Source organism: Empedobacter brevis, from assembly GCF_965118635.1.
Lineage (GTDB): Bacteria > Bacteroidota > Bacteroidia > Flavobacteriales > Weeksellaceae > Empedobacter > Empedobacter brevis_A.
Map to the genome: position 1 here is coordinate 260446 of NZ_CBCPHV010000002.1, position 15309 is coordinate 275754.

Annotated in this window: 19 protein-coding genes; 10 read left to right on the forward strand and 9 right to left on the reverse strand. The window is 28.5% G+C overall.

Going from position 1 to position 15309, the window contains the following annotated elements:
• Nucleotides 1–158: 158 nt before the first annotated feature.
• Together ACMHJW_RS03520 and ligA are read right to left on the reverse strand one after the other, a co-directional pair.
• Nucleotides 159–716 carry a hypothetical protein gene (locus ACMHJW_RS03520; protein WP_413532038.1) on the reverse strand — a complete coding sequence of 186 codons (558 nt, stop codon included), beginning with the start codon at nucleotides 714–716 and terminating at the stop codon, nucleotides 159–161.
• Complete coding sequence (gene ligA / locus ACMHJW_RS03525) at nucleotides 716–2710, reverse strand: NAD-dependent DNA ligase LigA (protein WP_413532039.1); 1995 nt, start codon at nucleotides 2708–2710, stop codon at nucleotides 716–718. The genes ACMHJW_RS03520 and ligA overlap by 1 nt, the downstream gene beginning before the upstream one ends.
• A gap of 121 nt (nucleotides 2711–2831) precedes the next feature.
• Between ligA and ACMHJW_RS03530 the strand changes: the two genes are divergently transcribed.
• From ACMHJW_RS03530 to ACMHJW_RS03550, 5 genes are all read left to right on the forward strand, one after another.
• A complete protein-coding gene (locus ACMHJW_RS03530; protein WP_413532040.1) occupies nucleotides 2832–3086 on the forward strand; it encodes a hypothetical protein in 255 nt (84 codons plus the stop codon).
• A 761-nt stretch (nucleotides 3087–3847) separates the two neighbouring features.
• Nucleotides 3848–4552, forward strand: coding sequence for a phosphoadenylyl-sulfate reductase (locus ACMHJW_RS03535; RefSeq protein WP_413532041.1), 705 nt, complete (start codon nucleotides 3848–3850; stop codon nucleotides 4550–4552).
• 83 nt (nucleotides 4553–4635) lie between these two features.
• The gene (locus tag ACMHJW_RS03540; protein ID WP_413532042.1) at nucleotides 4636–5196 is read left to right on the forward strand and encodes a Crp/Fnr family transcriptional regulator; all 561 of its coding nucleotides are present in this window, start codon (nucleotides 4636–4638) and stop codon (nucleotides 5194–5196) included.
• A 75-nt stretch (nucleotides 5197–5271) separates the two neighbouring features.
• Nucleotides 5272–5598 (forward strand): DMT family transporter, encoded by a 327-nt coding sequence (locus ACMHJW_RS03545; protein WP_413532043.1) that lies wholly within the window; start codon nucleotides 5272–5274, stop codon nucleotides 5596–5598.
• A 99-nt stretch (nucleotides 5599–5697) separates the two neighbouring features.
• A complete protein-coding gene (locus ACMHJW_RS03550; RefSeq protein WP_413532044.1) occupies nucleotides 5698–6027 on the forward strand; it encodes a DUF493 family protein in 330 nt (109 codons plus the stop codon).
• A 512-nt stretch (nucleotides 6028–6539) separates the two neighbouring features.
• On the opposite strand, the gene ACMHJW_RS03555 is transcribed toward ACMHJW_RS03550, so the two are convergent.
• The 5 genes from ACMHJW_RS03555 to ACMHJW_RS03575 form a co-directional block, all read right to left on the reverse strand.
• Nucleotides 6540–7031 (reverse strand): 3'-5' exonuclease, encoded by a 492-nt coding sequence (locus ACMHJW_RS03555; protein WP_413532045.1) that lies wholly within the window; start codon nucleotides 7029–7031, stop codon nucleotides 6540–6542.
• 3 nt (nucleotides 7032–7034) lie between these two features.
• Nucleotides 7035–7949, reverse strand: a complete 915-nt coding sequence (gene miaA / locus ACMHJW_RS03560; RefSeq protein WP_413532046.1) for a tRNA (adenosine(37)-N6)-dimethylallyltransferase MiaA — start codon at nucleotides 7947–7949, stop codon at nucleotides 7035–7037.
• Between the two features lie 96 nt (nucleotides 7950–8045).
• Entirely contained in the window at nucleotides 8046–8507 is a 462-nt protein-coding gene (locus tag ACMHJW_RS03565; protein WP_413532047.1) for a MaoC family dehydratase, read from the reverse strand.
• 156 nt (nucleotides 8508–8663) lie between these two features.
• Complete coding sequence (locus ACMHJW_RS03570) at nucleotides 8664–9017, reverse strand: YkvA family protein (RefSeq protein ID WP_413532048.1); 354 nt, start codon at nucleotides 9015–9017, stop codon at nucleotides 8664–8666.
• Nucleotides 9018–9168: 151 nt separating this feature from the next.
• A complete protein-coding gene (locus tag ACMHJW_RS03575; RefSeq protein ID WP_413532049.1) occupies nucleotides 9169–9384 on the reverse strand; it encodes a hypothetical protein in 216 nt (71 codons plus the stop codon).
• Nucleotides 9385–9495: 111 nt separating this feature from the next.
• Between ACMHJW_RS03575 and ACMHJW_RS03580 the strand changes: the two genes are divergently transcribed.
• From ACMHJW_RS03580 to ACMHJW_RS03600, 5 genes are all read left to right on the forward strand, one after another.
• Complete coding sequence (locus ACMHJW_RS03580; RefSeq protein ID WP_413532050.1) at nucleotides 9496–10197, forward strand: DUF1826 domain-containing protein; 702 nt, start codon at nucleotides 9496–9498, stop codon at nucleotides 10195–10197.
• A 163-nt stretch (nucleotides 10198–10360) separates the two neighbouring features.
• Nucleotides 10361–10600 (forward strand): hypothetical protein, encoded by a 240-nt coding sequence (locus ACMHJW_RS03585; protein WP_413532051.1) that lies wholly within the window; start codon nucleotides 10361–10363, stop codon nucleotides 10598–10600.
• Nucleotides 10588–11316 (forward strand): hypothetical protein, encoded by a 729-nt coding sequence (locus ACMHJW_RS03590; RefSeq protein ID WP_413532052.1) that lies wholly within the window; start codon nucleotides 10588–10590, stop codon nucleotides 11314–11316. Before ACMHJW_RS03585 ends, ACMHJW_RS03590 begins: the two co-directional genes overlap by 13 nt.
• Nucleotides 11317–11400: 84 nt before the next feature.
• Nucleotides 11401–11730, forward strand: a complete 330-nt coding sequence (locus ACMHJW_RS03595; protein ID WP_413532053.1) for a translation initiation factor — start codon at nucleotides 11401–11403, stop codon at nucleotides 11728–11730.
• A 65-nt stretch (nucleotides 11731–11795) separates the two neighbouring features.
• Nucleotides 11796–12668, forward strand: a complete 873-nt coding sequence (locus ACMHJW_RS03600; protein WP_413532054.1) for a nucleoside phosphorylase — start codon at nucleotides 11796–11798, stop codon at nucleotides 12666–12668.
• A gap of 67 nt (nucleotides 12669–12735) precedes the next feature.
• Here the strand turns inward: ACMHJW_RS03600 and recN are convergent, their stop codons facing one another.
• A complete protein-coding gene (gene recN, locus ACMHJW_RS03605; protein WP_413532055.1) occupies nucleotides 12736–14394 on the reverse strand; it encodes a DNA repair protein RecN in 1659 nt (552 codons plus the stop codon).
• Nucleotides 14395–15303, reverse strand: coding sequence for a DUF4835 family protein (locus ACMHJW_RS03610; protein WP_413532056.1), 909 nt, complete (start codon nucleotides 15301–15303; stop codon nucleotides 14395–14397).
• Between the last annotated feature and the right edge of the window lie 6 nt (nucleotides 15304–15309).

Here is a 15309-nt window from a genome sequence, read left to right on the forward strand (position 1 = left end):
CTCAAAAAGGGTAGAAGTTGAACTTTCAAAAGATGCTGGAAATATGTTAGAAATAATTTGATGATAAAAAATTGAAAATTCAAAAAGTCATAGTTTTTATATCTTAGAAATAAATAATCTTGAATAAAAAAATCCGTCAATTGACGGATTTTATCTATTTAATATACTTCTTCTTTCTTGAAGAAAACGGTGTCATTTCCTTTTCTAAATTTCAGTTCAGCATATCGAATCGTATAATTGTCGGACATTCCATAAGTTTCTAAAATAAAGTTGTCTTTGTAACGATAATTTCTATTGGTTTTATGTTTTGCATTCGAACCTAATTCTTCTTTTAAATTCAATCTTTTAGGTGATATTTCGAAACGTGGATCAGTTTTTATTCGATTAATAATTGTATTAATATCGGCAGAATCCATTATCAAAACCGTTTCTTGTTTCATGTTTTTAATTCCAGAAATATCTGTCGAAATCATTTTCAAATTTCCTTTAAAACCAATTCCAGCTTGATGCAAATCGTTTTTTAAATCTTCTTGCGAATACATTTGACTTCTGTAACCATATTTCACCATCGGAATCATCACGGTAAAAAATATTACAAGCGAAACAATCATTGCAGCTTTGTTGTAGCCAGCCATTCGTAAGCCATAATAAATAAATGGAATCAAAATCAATAATACAATTCCAAAAATAATTACAGCAATTAATCCTGATTCCATTAGCCGTTAATCATATTTAAAAATTCGTCTTCCGTTAATACGATAACAGTTCCAATTTCTTCGGCTTTTTTCAGTTTACTTCCAGCTTTATCTCCAGCAACTAAGAAATTTAGATTTTTAGAAACGGCAGAAATATTTTTTCCTCCGTGATCTTCAACCATTTTTTGTGCATCTGTTCGATTAAATTTGGTTAAAGTTCCTGTAAATAAAAACGTTTTTCCTTCTAATGAATCTGACAAAGGTTTTGCTTCTTCACCAATTTCGAAATTCAATCCATAATCGCGTAAACGCTGAATCAAAATTTGATGTTGCTCTTCTTTGAAATATTCTTGAATTGAAATTGCAATTTTTTCTCCAACATCTGTTACAGAAACCAACTCATCCATTGTTGCATTCATCAAACGATCAATCGTTTGGAAATGTTTGACCAATTTTTTTGCAACAGTTTCACCAACATGACGAATTCCAATTGCATACAATACTTTTTCGAATGGTTGTTTTTTTGATTTTTCAACAGAATTGATGATATTTTGGGCAGATTTTTCAGCCATTCGATCCAATGGTAAAATATCTTCTTTTTTCAATGTATAAAAATCGGCAATATTATTTAATAAATTTGCTTTGTGTAACAAAACAGCAGTTTCACCACCAATACTTTCGATATCCATTGCTTTTCTCGAAACAAAATGTTCTAATTTTCCAATAATTTGTGGTTCACAACCATTTTCATTGGGACAATAATGTTGTGCTTCACCTTCATTGCGAATTAATTTTGTTCCGCAAGAAGGACAATTTTTTATAAATTCGATTTCCTTCGTTTCTGGCTGACGAACATCTGTATTAACGCCGACAATTTTCGGGATAATTTCGCCTCCTTTTTCTACATAAACCATATCACCAATTCGGATATCCAATTTTTTGATAATATCTTCGTTGTGCACAGAAGCTCGTTTTACAATTGTTCCAGCCAAAGAAACAGGAACAAGATTAGCAACAGGAGTTATGGCTCCAGTTCGACCAACTTGATAATCGATGCTCAATAATTCTGTTTCGGCTGCTTCTGCCTTGAATTTATATGCCATTGCCCAACGAGGAGATTTAGCAGTGTAACCTAATTCTTCTTGTTGTGAAAAAGAATTCACTTTGATTACAATTCCGTCAGTTTCGTAAGGTAAATTTTTACGTTCAATATCCCAATGATTAACAAAAGCTAAAACTTCTTCTAAAGAAGTACATAATTTTGATGTATGCGGAATTTTAAATCCTAATTCATCAGCAGCTTTTAGCATTTCCCATTGCGTTGTATAAGGTAAATTATTTCCGATAAAATAATATGGAAAGCATTGTAAACCACGTTTTGCAACTTCCGTATTGTCTTGTAATTTTAAAGATCCAGAAGCTGTATTTCGAGGATTTGCATATAATTCTAATCCATTATTCGCACGTTCTTCATTTATCGAAGCAAATTTATTGAGTGGAATTGTAATTTCGCCACGCATATAAAATCGCTCAGGATATTTTCCTTTCAATTTTAGAGGAATAGATTGTATTGTACGAATATTATTTGTGATTTCGTCTCCTTGTGTTCCATCTCCACGCGTTACAGCTTGTTTTAATTCGCCATTTTCGTAAAGGATAGAAATCGAAGCGCCATCATATTTCAGTTCGCAAACAAATTCTACTTTTTCGTCTAATGTTTTTTCAATTCGCTTTTCCCAATCTTGTAAATCTTCGACAGAATATGAATTATCCAACGAATACATTCTAAATTCGTGTGTTATTGTTGGAAAATTTTTTGTGACCATTCCACCAACGCGTTGAGTAGGAGAATTGATATCAAAAAAGATTGGATTTTCATCTTCTAATCGTTTTAATTCTTTCAATTTCAAATCAAATTCAAAATCAGAAATTGTTGGATTATCTAAAACGTAATAATTGTAATTATGTTGAGTAAGCTCTTCTCGGAGTGCTAAAATTTTATCTTGTATTTCCATTTCAAAAAATGTTACCGAACAAAGATAAACACTTGAATTAATACGAACAATTTTTAAAATAATTTGGATTGATTTATATTTAGGAATATTTATTGCAACAAGTATTAAAAAATAACAAACTATGAATAATTTATTGGAAGTTTTAGACACTAAATCAAAAGGTTTTGAAAACACAGTTTCTATTGTAACAACAGGAGCTGCTGCAGGAATTGCAATTTCGAAAGCAATTAACAAGAACGAAAAAATTGGTGCCGTAGTTGGAGTAGGAGTTGGATTGTTGGTTTACGCAATGTTCAGCCCACAAAACAAATTAAAAAAAATGAATAAAAAACTTGAAAAACAAATAGAAGAATTTGAAAATAAATTGGAAAAATAATCGATTTTTATATCTAAGTATTCTAACTTATTTATTGAGCTTAATCCTACCTGTGCATTTTATTTTTAATGATCCTGAAGAATACTCAGGTTACATATATGCATATTTAGGGATGATTACTTTTCCTAATCTAGAATTTTTTTGCTGGTTAGGAAATATAACATTGATACTTTCTTGGATTCTTTACAAGAAAAATATTGGATATTATATATCTATTTATTACAATAATTTTGATGTCTATTTATGGTATAAACCACATAACAAGATTAGATATATTAACTATTAACTACTATAATTTGCCTCTTTTTGGCTATTGGTTTTGGTTATTATCAGCCGTTTTTATACTGATCAATCATTGCATACAACATAAACAAAAAAGTCAAACTTTATAAAGTTTGACTTTTTTGTTTTACGATATCCATAATCCGGTCTCGAGAGAGATTAGATAGAATATATTTTTTGAATTAAAACTATGAATTAATCTTAATAGAATATTCTATTTTTAGATTTATTGTTAATTTACATGTTCTGAAATGCGTTAATTAAAGCAAATTTGGATGAAATTTATTCTATTTTGCGAATATGATAATTTATATTCGGAGCATATTAGATAGAAAATAAAATTTACTTATATTAATTATTGATTTTACATTAAATTTTATGAATTAAATTAATGGGATTATTTTTGTTTAGAAAAATTGAATTTATACATTTGTCAAAATTAATTACTCTATAAAAACCATAGAGATTATATAATTGAAATGAATCAACTGAAAGAAATATTACAAAAGGTTGCTGAACAAACAAGTTTAGAAGATAAATTATTGTTTTTGAATGATAATGTAAAAGAAAAAATTGTTTTTTCTACAAGTTTTGGTTTCGAAGATCAAGTTATTTCTCATGCTATTTTAAGCCAGAAGCTAGAAAATATAGAGATTTTTACGTTGGATACTGGACGTGTTTTTCAGGAAACATATAATACTTGGAATAAAACGGAATTAAAATATCAATCTAAAATAAAACCATTTTATCCGCCAACAGAAGATTTAGAAAATTTTGTTGAAGATAATGGGATTAATCCTTTTTATGATTCAGTTGAATTAAGAAAACAATGTTGTTATATCAGAAAAGTAATTCCATTAAATCGTGCTTTGAAAGAAGCTTCTGTTTGGATTACAGGTTTGAGAGCAGAGCAATCAAATAATCGACATGATATGCACGAAATTGAGTTTGATGAAGAAAGACAATTATTCAAATTCAATCCATTAATTAATTTTTCTACAACAGATTGTTTTGATTATTTAAAAGAAAATAGAGTTCCTTACAATCCTTTGCATGACAAAGGTTTTATAAGTATTGGTTGCGCTCCATGCACACGCGCTATAAATGAAGGTGAAGATTTTCGTGCTGGACGTTGGTGGTGGGAAGATCAAAGTAAAAAAGAATGCGGCCTACATGCTAAATAGGTTTCATGTGTTAATTTAATTTCAAGAACTCAACTTATTATTAAGTTGAGTTTTTTGTTTAATTTTACTTCATAAGTTTCAATATGGAAATAGAACAAATCTTAAAAGAAATTTCACCACTTTCATTACAAACCATCCAGCAAATTGTAGCCAAAACACAATTGATTCGTTTACCTAAAAATACAACGCTTCTTGATGCGGATAAAATTGAGAAAAAAGTATATTTTATTAAAAAAGGAATTGTTCGCGCTTATAAATTAGACGATGGAAAACAAATAACATTTTGGTTTGGAAAAGAAGGAAGTTCTATTTTATCCATGAGAAGTTATGTGGAGAATAAACCCAGTTATGAAACGATAGAATTATTAGAAGATTCGGAATTGTATGAAATAAATATGTCCGACTTACAGACATTTTATGCAACTAATTTAGAGATTTCTAATTGGGGAAGAAAACTCGCTGAAATCGAATTAATAAAAACAGAAGAACGTTTTATTTCACGACAATTAGGAACAGCGATTGATCGTTACAAAAATTTGTTAGAAGAAGATCCAAGTCTTATTAATCGTGTTCAATTAGGTTTTATCGCATCATATTTAGGGATTTCTCAAGTTACATTAAGTAGAATTCGCGCCGAAATATAATTGAATAATTTTTTATCATTTGTAAAAAAAAAAATTTTTTTTTCTAATTCATCTTTGCATCAAAATTATGACAAAATGAATTGGATTTTATTGATTTTAGGAGGTTTATTCGAAATCGGATTTACATCATCTTTAGGAAAAATCAAAACGACAACAGGATCAGAAATGTATTTATGGTACGTAATATTTGCCATTTGTTTAGTTACAAGTATGACATTATTAATTAAAGCAACACAAACTTTACCTTTAGGAACGGCTTATGCAATTTGGACAGGAATTGGCGCTGTAGGAACAGTTTTGATAGGAATTTTTGTATTTAAAGAAGAAGCTAGTTTTTGGAGAATATTTTTTATCATAACTTTAATTAGTTCGATAGTTGGATTAAAATTTGTTTCAAACTAAAGACTTTATTTTGTATGACAAAATGTCTTGAATCTTTTTGATTTTTATCAATAATGTAAAGTGGTATTGTTTTTGATTTTATACTATTAAACTATAAATATGGATACAAATAATACAGATTATACATTCGAAGAAATTCCAGATAACTCTCACAACGAACAAGATTTTTATGCAAAATTTAGAGAGAGATTAGATGATGTACAAAAATTTCCAGCAGATTATTTATTCAAATTCATTTATCCTTCAAGTGAAGAAACAATGAAAAAAATAAAAGATGTTTTTGCAGGAACTAATGCTGAGTTTGAGTACAAAGCTTCTAAAAATAGAAAATATACATCGATTTCTATCAAACTTTATGTAATTGATGCTGATACAGTAATCGATTATTACAAAGAAGTTGCAAAAATTGAAGGCGTTATAATGCTATAAAAAATATAATGCTATAAAAAAACGGTCGCAATTGCGACCGTTTTTTTATGTTCTAAAGAGTAGGGGAGGAACAAATCTTCTTTTTTTATAAAAATTACCTTAAAGGAATTATTCAATTATGTTAAATACAATATGTATTTATTTTTCCTTATCCAATATTTCAATAATATAATAAAATTTTAAATTCTTAAATAATTCAAATTTGAGCAGAATTTCTGAAGATGAAATTTTATTTACAATTTTTAAAATTTCCTAAAAAATCAAATCTGATTTAGAAATCTTTTTTTCTTTTAATTTATATACAATCAGAATAATTCTTTTTAATCTTCAATATTTCAAATAAATAAATTTACTTGAATAGGTTTGTTTAATATATGTATTTTTAAATAATTACAATTAATTACAAGTGTTTACAAATAATTGTAAACGTTTATATTTTTAATAATTAGATAGTTATAATTTAGTTAAAAACTATTTTAAAATTTGATAAACGGATAAATTTTGAGAGAAAACTATTTTAATAAGTACAATTGAGCACAAACTCTTGCATCTGATAAAGCTTCGTGATGTGTTAATTGAAGATTAAAATGTCTTGCGCAATCTGATAATTTTGTAGGAACAATTCCTTTTTGTCTGAAAATTCTGCACGTACATTCCCATTTTTCAGCAAGGTTTAGTTTCGTATAATTTAGATCATAAAACTCCATTGTTTTTTTCAAAACCGATCGATCGAAAGATTCGTTATGCGCTACAACTATTTGATTTTGTAAACGATTTTTGATTTCAAAATATACATCTTCGAAAGTTGGCGAATCAATTGTATCTTCAGGACGAATTCCGTGTATTAAAATATTATGATAATTATATTGATTTAACGGCGGTTGAATTAGCGTATAATATTCGTCTGTAATTACATTATCTGTTACAGTTACGATACCAACAGCGCAAGCAGAATTGCGATAATTGTTTGCAGTTTCAAAATCGATGGCAACAAAATTTTCCATAATTTAGATTTTACTTGATATAAAATTAATAATATTTTCTTGCTCAAAAGGTGAAAACCAATTTACAGCTTCATCTTTTTTGAACCATGTCATTTGTCGTTTTGCAAATCGTCTTGTATTTTTTTTGATTTCTTCTATTGCAAAATCCAATGTAATTTCGTCTTCGAAAAAATCAAATAATTCTCGATAACCAACTGTTTGTAAAGCATTCAAATCTTTTAATGAAAATAATTCTTTTGCTTCATCAACCAAACCTTCATTTATCATAATATCAACTCGTTTATTGATACGATCGTATATTTCTTCTCGCGGAAGTTCTAAACCTATTTTAATTATGTTAAATGGACGTTTGTTCAAATCTTGATTTCTGAAATGTGAGAAAGGAAAACCCGAAGATCTATAAATTTCTAAAGCACGAGTAACGCGTTGTTTATTGAAAATATCTACTTCTTTGTAATAAATTGGATCAACTTGTTGTAATTCTTGTTGCAATTTTTCAATTCCAAATTCAGCAAGTTCATTATTCAATTGTTCTCTAATTTTAGGATCGACTTCTGGAAATTCGTCAAAACCAACTGTAATTGCTTTTTCATATAAACCAGAACCGCCAACCATAATGCATATATCATTTGTCTTGAAATAATTATCCAAAAAAGCTAAACCATCACGTTCAAAATCACCAACTGAATATTTTTCATGAATAGAAATATTTTGAATAAAATGATGTTTCACTTCAGCCAATTCTTCATCGGAAGGAACAGCAGTTCCAATTTTCATTTCTTTGAAAAATTGTCGACTATCACAAGAAATAATTTCAGATTGAAAATGTTTTGCAACTTCTATTGCTAAACTCGTTTTACCAATTGCAGTTGGTCCAACAATAGAAATTAAGGTTTTATTAGTTTGAATTTTTTGCATGTTATTAGAAATCGGGCGCAAGATACTTCGATATTTTATGAAAAGAAAAAGCTTCTATAAAAAATAGAAGCTTTTCAAAATTATATTGATTTATAATTAATCGTTGAAATGATATAAGAAAACCACATCTGCTGTATAAGCAGGTTTTGGATTATCTTTAATTTCTAAAGTTGCTTCAATAACAACTTTTGCAATTCCTCTTAGATTTGTAATTGATTTTAATTTTGCAGTTAATCTCACTTCGCTGTCTACTAAAACTGCTTGTCCAAATCTTAAACTCTCAATTCCGTAATTGATTAACATTTTGATATTGCGCACTTCTGCAATTTGATTCCATAAATGAGGAATTAAAGAAAGTGTTAAATATCCATGTGCAATTGTTTTCTTGAAAGGCCCTTCGTTAGCTGCTTTTTCAGGATCTGTGTGAATCCATTGATGATCTAAAGTTGCGTCTGCAAAGCGATTGATTTGTTCTTGATTTATAATATGCCAATCAGATTTCCCGATTTCTTTACCTTCGAAAGCTTTGTATTCATCAAAATTATTAATAATAACCATTATTAAAGTGTTTTAGTATTGTATTGCTCAAATCTAATAAATAATCGCCATATAATAAATTTTATTTATAAGAATACTTCCTGTTTTTATCTCATAAACAATAAAAAAATCCGATTGAATTTTCAATCGGATTTATAAAAGATATTTAATTTATTGTTATTCAATAATTTTTGCATCTTCAATATTTGCATAAGATTTCTGTGATTCTTTCCATGCAAGATATTTTATAACTTCTTTGTTAAAATATTTCATTCCGAAGAGTAGAATACCAAAATCGTCAATCAAACCAAATGGACCAAATAATGCTTCTGGAATAATATCAATTGGAGAAATAATGTATAAAGTTGCGACAAATCCAAGAAATAAATTCTTGCTGTCAGGTTTATAACTTCCTTTTTTGTAATCACCTAACATACTGAAAAAAGCCTTTACTTTTTCAAAAAAAGATTTGTCTTTTTGAGCTGCCATTGCTGCTGCACCTGCGACTTTAAAGAATTTTGATTTTTTCATTTTACAAAATATGTTTTAATACGTATTATGTATTACAAAGTACATGCCAAAACAATTAAACAACCCTTTTGTGTCATGTTAAAACTTTGAATTATATTGTTTTAATGATTTTATTAAACAAAAACGACACTTATATTTAAGTGCCGTTTCGTTATTTTTGTAATTCTTCTTCAATTTTAAAAAACCATTCTGTTTTTTGGTTATATACTTCTGCTTCTGCAAGCATATAATGCGCTTCTTTCGTTTCTTCGTATTTTACACGATCCATTGTTTCTGGATTGAAAGGAGGTAATGGTTGCACTTCTGCGCTAAAAGTTTTTGTATGTCCTTTATATGTAAATGTTTTAGTAATAATTTCTTTTTCCATTGTCTTCTAATCTTTCACAAAAATACGAATTTTGTAAAGTAGAATTTATATTCTGAATAATTTAATTTATTTGACTGAATTAATTCTTGAAAATAGTAATTTTGCGTTAATATGATTGCTCAAAATAATTCTAATCAAGAACAAGTTCTTGTCGTTTCTTCGTTTTATGATCTTGTAAATACAGAATTTTCTGGAAAAAATAATGCAATAAATTGGCAACGAAATTTGATTGGTGATTTTGAAGAAATAGTGAATCAGCTTATTTTAAAAGATGATATTACAGTTATTTCTGTTGATGATTTGAATGATTTAACTTTGTCTGATGAAGGAGATAAAGCAAGGAATATTTTGTTGAATGATTTGCAAGAATTGACAGATTTCGGAGCTTCACCAACTTTGAATTTATTGAAATGTTATGAATGTGATAATGAATTTGATTTTATTTCGACGGATGTTTATTCATTTCATGTAGATCGTTCACCAATTCCTACCGATACTTTTTTATGTACTTATTATGGTGCAGCTAGTGATATTGTAAGAAATGAAGATGCGAAGCAAAAAATTTTGATTCCAGAAATTAGAGCAAAATTGTTTGATTTATACGATGGAGATATTGATGGTTTTGATGACTTTTTAAAAGAATATTTCTTTGATCTTCATTATCAAATTAATCCAGATGTTAAACCAATTAATTTAGGAAAAGGAAATCTTTGGCGATTGGCAGTTGATCATCCTCAGCAAAAAGTTTTTCCTTGTGTACATCGTGCGCCGAAAGAGAATAAAGATGAATATCGATTGTTGTTGATTTGTTAGAAATGAATATCAAATAATTATTTTATAGTTTTTAAATTAAAATTACAGATTAAGATTCAAAGAATTTAGCTTTTGAATGAAGTCAAGCTTTTATTATTATAATGGATTCACTAAATTTGCTTATATTTATTGGTGAATAATTATTAATTTAATTTCTATCATTATGAACAAAGAATCAGATATATTAAAATTAGAAGAAGCAGGAGCGTTAAATCGTTTAGCTAAATCTGCATCTCAAGCTGCAATCAGAGTTTCAGAAGCATTAGATTTATCAGTTCAATATGTTCAAGGTAATCGAATCGTTGAGAGAAAACCTAATGGAGAGATTAAGGTAATTAAAACAATAGATCGAGTAAAAGTTCCAGCTGAATTAAAAAAAGGAGCTAAATTATGCCTAAAATAAAACGTTTACGCGTTTTTGCTGGTCCAAATGGATCTGGAAAGTCTACTTTATTCGATTCAATCTCATCAAAATTTAATACAGGATATTTCATTAATTCAGATTTGATAGAGAAAGAAATTTCTTCAAAAGGTTTTATTGATTTGAATCGATATGAACTAAAACTTACCGAAAAGGATTTTGAAGTTTTCAAAGCTGAACCTGCTTCAATTTCATTATTTGAAAAAGCAAATAATGAAGGAAAAGCGATTGATGTACAGTTTCGAAATAATGTTTTGGTTGATAAATCTAAATCTACACATAGTTACGAAGCTTCTTTCATAACTTCGTTTATTCGAAAACATTTATTGATTAAAGGTAAATCTTATTCATTTGAAACAGTGATGAGTCATCCTTCTAAAATAGATGAAATTGTTGACGCTAAAAAACGAGGTTTCAAAACATATATGTATTTTGTTTGCATAGAAGATCCTTTGATTAATATTTCTCGTATCGAGAATAGAGTGGAAAAAGGAGGACATGCTGTGCCCGATGAAAAGGTGATTAGAAGATATCATTCTACTTTAATGAATTTATTTCCTTCTTTAAGAATAGTCGATAAAGCTTATATTTTTGATAATTCTACTCAAGAAATGAGATTATTTGCACAAGTTAAGAAAAATGAACTTGAAATAGTTTCCGATAAAGTTCCAAATTGGTTTATAAAACAACTGCAATAAAATTTTATCTTTGTAATTATAATTTTACAATTAGATCTATCCAATTGTAAAATGCCATTCATTATAAGGATAATATAAAATACTATGGATTTACAAGATCAATTAAAAAATCTTTTTCCTGATCATATACCAGAACCAGAGGAAATAATAGAAGAAGCACAACACGATTTATGGATTCAGAAAGAGCCGTTAATTTGTAAGTTTGAAAAACGCAAAGGAAAAGTAAATACAATAATCGAAGGTTATGATGGAGAAACAGAAGATTTCAAGATTTTAGCAAAGCAGATTAAGCAATTTTTACGTGTTGGAGGAAGTTTTAAGGATGAACAAATTATTATCCAAGGAGATTATCGTGATAAGATTATGGCTTTTCTAAAAGATAAAGGATTTAAAGTGAAAAGAGTAGGTGGTTAACATTTCTTTTACAATTTGTATGAATAAAAATTGTATATTGTTCTCTTATTTTTAATTATAAAATCATGAGTAAAGCAGCATCAGAATTAGTTTTAAATGCAGACGGAAGTATTTACCATTGTAATATAAAACCAGAACATTTAGCCGATACTATTATAACTGTTGGAGATCCAAATCGTGTTGAGAAAGTTTCAAGACATTTCGATACAATAGAACATACAGCTACAAAAAGAGAAATTGTTACACATACAGGAACGTTGAATGGAAAGCGTTTAACGGTTATTTCAACTGGAATGGGAACAGACAATATCGATATTGTTTTCTCTGAGTTAGATGCTTTGGCAAATATAGATTTAGCTACTGGCGAAATCAAAAAAGACTTTCGTAAATTATCATTCGTTCGTTTAGGAACTTCAGGAGCTTTGCAAGCCGATATTCCTGTTGATAGTTTTGTAATTGGTTCTCACGGTTTAGGTTTAGACGGACTTTTGCATTATTATGTTGGGAGCGAAGCAGTAATGAATAAAGAAGCAGAAGATGCTTTTATAAAACATGTAGATTGGTCGCCAAATAAATCTCGTCCATATTTGGTAAAAGGATCTGATAGTTTGTTAGAAACATTAGCTTCAGATAAAACAATTCAAGGAATAACAGCTACAGCTTGTGGTTTTTATGGTCCTCAAGGACGTTATTTGAGATTGGAACCAAATCCAGTTGATATTAATGAGCGTTTAACTTCTTTTAATTACGAAGGTTTAAGAATTTCTAATTTCGAAATGGAAACATCTGCAATATATGGATTAGCAGCAATGATGGGACATGAAGCATTATCTGTAAATGCAATTGTAGCAAATAGAATTTTAGGTGAATTTAGTGCAGATTCTTACAAAGCTGTTGATGCAATGATTGAATATTCGTTGGAAAGATTAACAAAATAATTTACAACAATTATTATAAAACAAAAGCTCGAGAAAATTCTCGAGCTTTTTTATTTTAGTTAGAATTTTAATTCAAATTCATTAATTCTTTTGCTTGATTAATCGCTGCATCTGTTAATTCGGATCCAGAAATCATTTGTGCTATTTCTTCTAATCGTTGTTGTTTAGATAATTCAATTACATTTGTTTGTGTTGTTTCACCAACAACTTCTTTGTAAACTTTTAGCTGATAATTCCCTTTTGATGCAACTTGTGGCAAATGTGTAATGACTAAAAGTTGCATATTTTCTGCCATTGCTTGCATTACTTTTCCAGTTTCATTTGCAACTTTTCCAGAAATTCCTGTATCAATTTCATCTAAAATCAATGTAGGTAAATGTTGATGTGTTGCCAATAATTTTTTAATTGCTAACATCAATCGAGAGCGTTCTCCTCCAGAAACAGATTTCTCGAAAATGCGTGGTTCCATTCCTTTGTTTGCTGAGAATAGAAACAAAACTTCGTCTTTTCCGGTTAATGTAAAATCTGCTGTTTCGTTTAATTGAATTGTTAATTGTGAATTTTCCATTCCCAATTGTGACAATGTATTCAAGATGTTTTTTCGAATAATTTCAATAGAAGAAATTCTATTTTTTCTAATTTTTATTGCTTGTTTTTCAAGTTTTTCAGAAATTGAATTCAATTCTTTGTTTAAGTGAATAATCAAATCACTTAAATTATCAAAACCAGAAGTTTGACTTTCTAATTCATCTCGTTTAGCAATTAATTCCTCAACAGAAATCAAATTATGTTTTCGTAATAATTTATGAATCAAATCATAACGATCTGTAATTTCTTGTAATCTTTCTGGATTAATTTCAGTTGAATCTATCAAATTACTCATTTCGCCAGAAATATCTTGCAATTCAATTTTTGAAGAAATTAATCGTTCATAAATCAAATTGTATTGCGAATTATAATCCGAAATTTTATTCAATTTATTGCTTGCTTCATTCAATTGAGAAATAATTCCTAATTCGGGATGTTCCAGAAATTGATAAGTTTCATTCAAAGTCGAAATAATTTCTTCTACATTTGATAGAGATTTTATCTCGATTTCCAATTCTTCTAATTCATCATTTTTTAGCGAAGCATTGTTTAATTCTTCCCACAAATGCAGTTTATATTCTAAATCTTGGGATTGATTTTCTAAAGAATTTTGTGCTTCTTTTATTTTTTTCTTGATTGAAATATAGTGATTAAAATCTTTCTTATATTCTTTCAACAATTCTTTGTTTTCGCCATAAATATCCAACATAGATAATTGAAAATCTGCTTCGAATATTTTTGGCGTATTAAATTGTGAATGAATATCAATCAATAATTCTGATAATTCTTGTAAAATAGAGACTTTAACAGGTGTATCATTGATAAAAGCACGCGATTTTCCCGAAGGCAATAATTCTCTTCGTAGAATAGATTCGTCTTCATAATCCAAATCATATTTCTCGAAAAATTCATTTAGTTCAAGATCTTTAATCTCAAAAACAGCTTCGATAATACATTTTTCATCAGCATTTTTCAAGGCTTTCAGATCGGCACGTTCGCCTAAAACTAATTTTAGAGCACCTAATAAAATAGATTTTCCTGCACCAGTTTCACCTGTAATTGTAGTCATTCCTTGATGAAAATCAATCTCTAATTGATCGATAATGGCAAAATTATTAACGCGAAGAGTTTTTAACATTTACTTTTTCAATTTATTCCAATAACTATCATTGTATTTTGGCGCGATTGAATTTAAAATTCCTTTCAGTTTTTCGATATTCACCGTAGAAACCTGTCCGCCAGAAAATATTTGACTAATTTCGTTATTTTTTGCTGTTAAGAAAAGTTCTAAGGGATAAAATTGCGAATAATTTCCTTTTTGATAAAATTCTAATTGCAACAATGTATTTCCAATTGCATTTTTACCACGAACTTCGTTTTCAGCCATAACATCTAAACCGTTTCTATGATATTGATAAATGATATTACGTAGAGTAGAATTGTCAGATTTTAAAATATTGTTTATTAATGCTGTACGAGATTTTATTCCATCTAATTCGCTCCAACCAGAAAAACTATTATTTGCTTGGCCAAAATCTGCAATTCTCTTAGCCATTTTGAAATATTCTGTTCCACCTTCTTTCGAAAATGTATCTGCATCATATCCCAAAACTAAATAGATGTAATATGTCAAAACATCTGTTAAATTCTTTCCACTAAATTTTCGATCATTGAAGATTAATTCTTCTGATTCTTGGTATTGAAAAGAAAAATTATCATCAGATAAGTTAAGAACTGGCGTGTAATAAGTTGAATTGAAAACAGGACGACGCGATTGTACTAAAATTGTACCTTTCATTCTGTTTCCTTCTCGCTCAATGATATTAATAACGAAACTAGCTTCAATTCTTTCATATGTTTTTAAACGATCATTTGTCCATTTAGTTGAATTAATGAATGTTTTTAATGATCTTTCTAAAGTTTGATAAACCTGTGTATTCGATCCTCGAACTTGAGAATAATCAACTTTTACATCTGCAATAATATTTTGCGAAAAAGCTGAAATAGCTAAACACGACGAAAAGAAAATTGAGGCTAATTTCTTCATATTAAA

What these genes read in the sequence shown, in the direction of transcription:
- ACMHJW_RS03520 (WP_413532038.1), bottom strand. Translation starts at nt 716, where the DNA reads ATGGAATCAGGATTAATTGCTGTAATTATTTTTGGAATTGTATTATTG.
- ligA (WP_413532039.1), bottom strand. Translation starts at nt 2,710, where the DNA reads ATGGAAATACAAGATAAAATTTTAGCACTCCGAGAAGAGCTTACTCAA.
- ACMHJW_RS03530 (WP_413532040.1), top strand. Translation starts at nt 2,832, where the DNA reads ATGAATAATTTATTGGAAGTTTTAGACACTAAATCAAAAGGTTTTGAA.
- ACMHJW_RS03535 (WP_413532041.1), top strand. Translation starts at nt 3,848, where the DNA reads ATGAATCAACTGAAAGAAATATTACAAAAGGTTGCTGAACAAACAAGT.
- ACMHJW_RS03540 (WP_413532042.1), top strand. Translation starts at nt 4,636, where the DNA reads ATGGAAATAGAACAAATCTTAAAAGAAATTTCACCACTTTCATTACAA.
- ACMHJW_RS03545 (WP_413532043.1), top strand. Translation starts at nt 5,272, where the DNA reads ATGAATTGGATTTTATTGATTTTAGGAGGTTTATTCGAAATCGGATTT.
- ACMHJW_RS03550 (WP_413532044.1), top strand. Translation starts at nt 5,698, where the DNA reads ATGGATACAAATAATACAGATTATACATTCGAAGAAATTCCAGATAAC.
- ACMHJW_RS03555 (WP_413532045.1), bottom strand. Translation starts at nt 7,031, where the DNA reads ATGGAAAATTTTGTTGCCATCGATTTTGAAACTGCAAACAATTATCGC.
- miaA (WP_413532046.1), bottom strand. Translation starts at nt 7,949, where the DNA reads ATGCAAAAAATTCAAACTAATAAAACCTTAATTTCTATTGTTGGACCA.
- ACMHJW_RS03565 (WP_413532047.1), bottom strand. Translation starts at nt 8,507, where the DNA reads ATGGTTATTATTAATAATTTTGATGAATACAAAGCTTTCGAAGGTAAA.
- ACMHJW_RS03570 (WP_413532048.1), bottom strand. Translation starts at nt 9,017, where the DNA reads ATGAAAAAATCAAAATTCTTTAAAGTCGCAGGTGCAGCAGCAATGGCA.
- ACMHJW_RS03575 (WP_413532049.1), bottom strand. Translation starts at nt 9,384, where the DNA reads ATGGAAAAAGAAATTATTACTAAAACATTTACATATAAAGGACATACA.
- ACMHJW_RS03580 (WP_413532050.1), top strand. Translation starts at nt 9,496, where the DNA reads ATGATTGCTCAAAATAATTCTAATCAAGAACAAGTTCTTGTCGTTTCT.
- ACMHJW_RS03585 (WP_413532051.1), top strand. Translation starts at nt 10,361, where the DNA reads ATGAACAAAGAATCAGATATATTAAAATTAGAAGAAGCAGGAGCGTTA.
- ACMHJW_RS03590 (WP_413532052.1), top strand. Translation starts at nt 10,588, where the DNA reads ATGCCTAAAATAAAACGTTTACGCGTTTTTGCTGGTCCAAATGGATCT.
- ACMHJW_RS03595 (WP_413532053.1), top strand. Translation starts at nt 11,401, where the DNA reads ATGGATTTACAAGATCAATTAAAAAATCTTTTTCCTGATCATATACCA.
- ACMHJW_RS03600 (WP_413532054.1), top strand. Translation starts at nt 11,796, where the DNA reads ATGAGTAAAGCAGCATCAGAATTAGTTTTAAATGCAGACGGAAGTATT.
- recN (WP_413532055.1), bottom strand. Translation starts at nt 14,394, where the DNA reads ATGTTAAAAACTCTTCGCGTTAATAATTTTGCCATTATCGATCAATTA.
- ACMHJW_RS03610 (WP_413532056.1), bottom strand. Translation starts at nt 15,303, where the DNA reads ATGAAGAAATTAGCCTCAATTTTCTTTTCGTCGTGTTTAGCTATTTCA.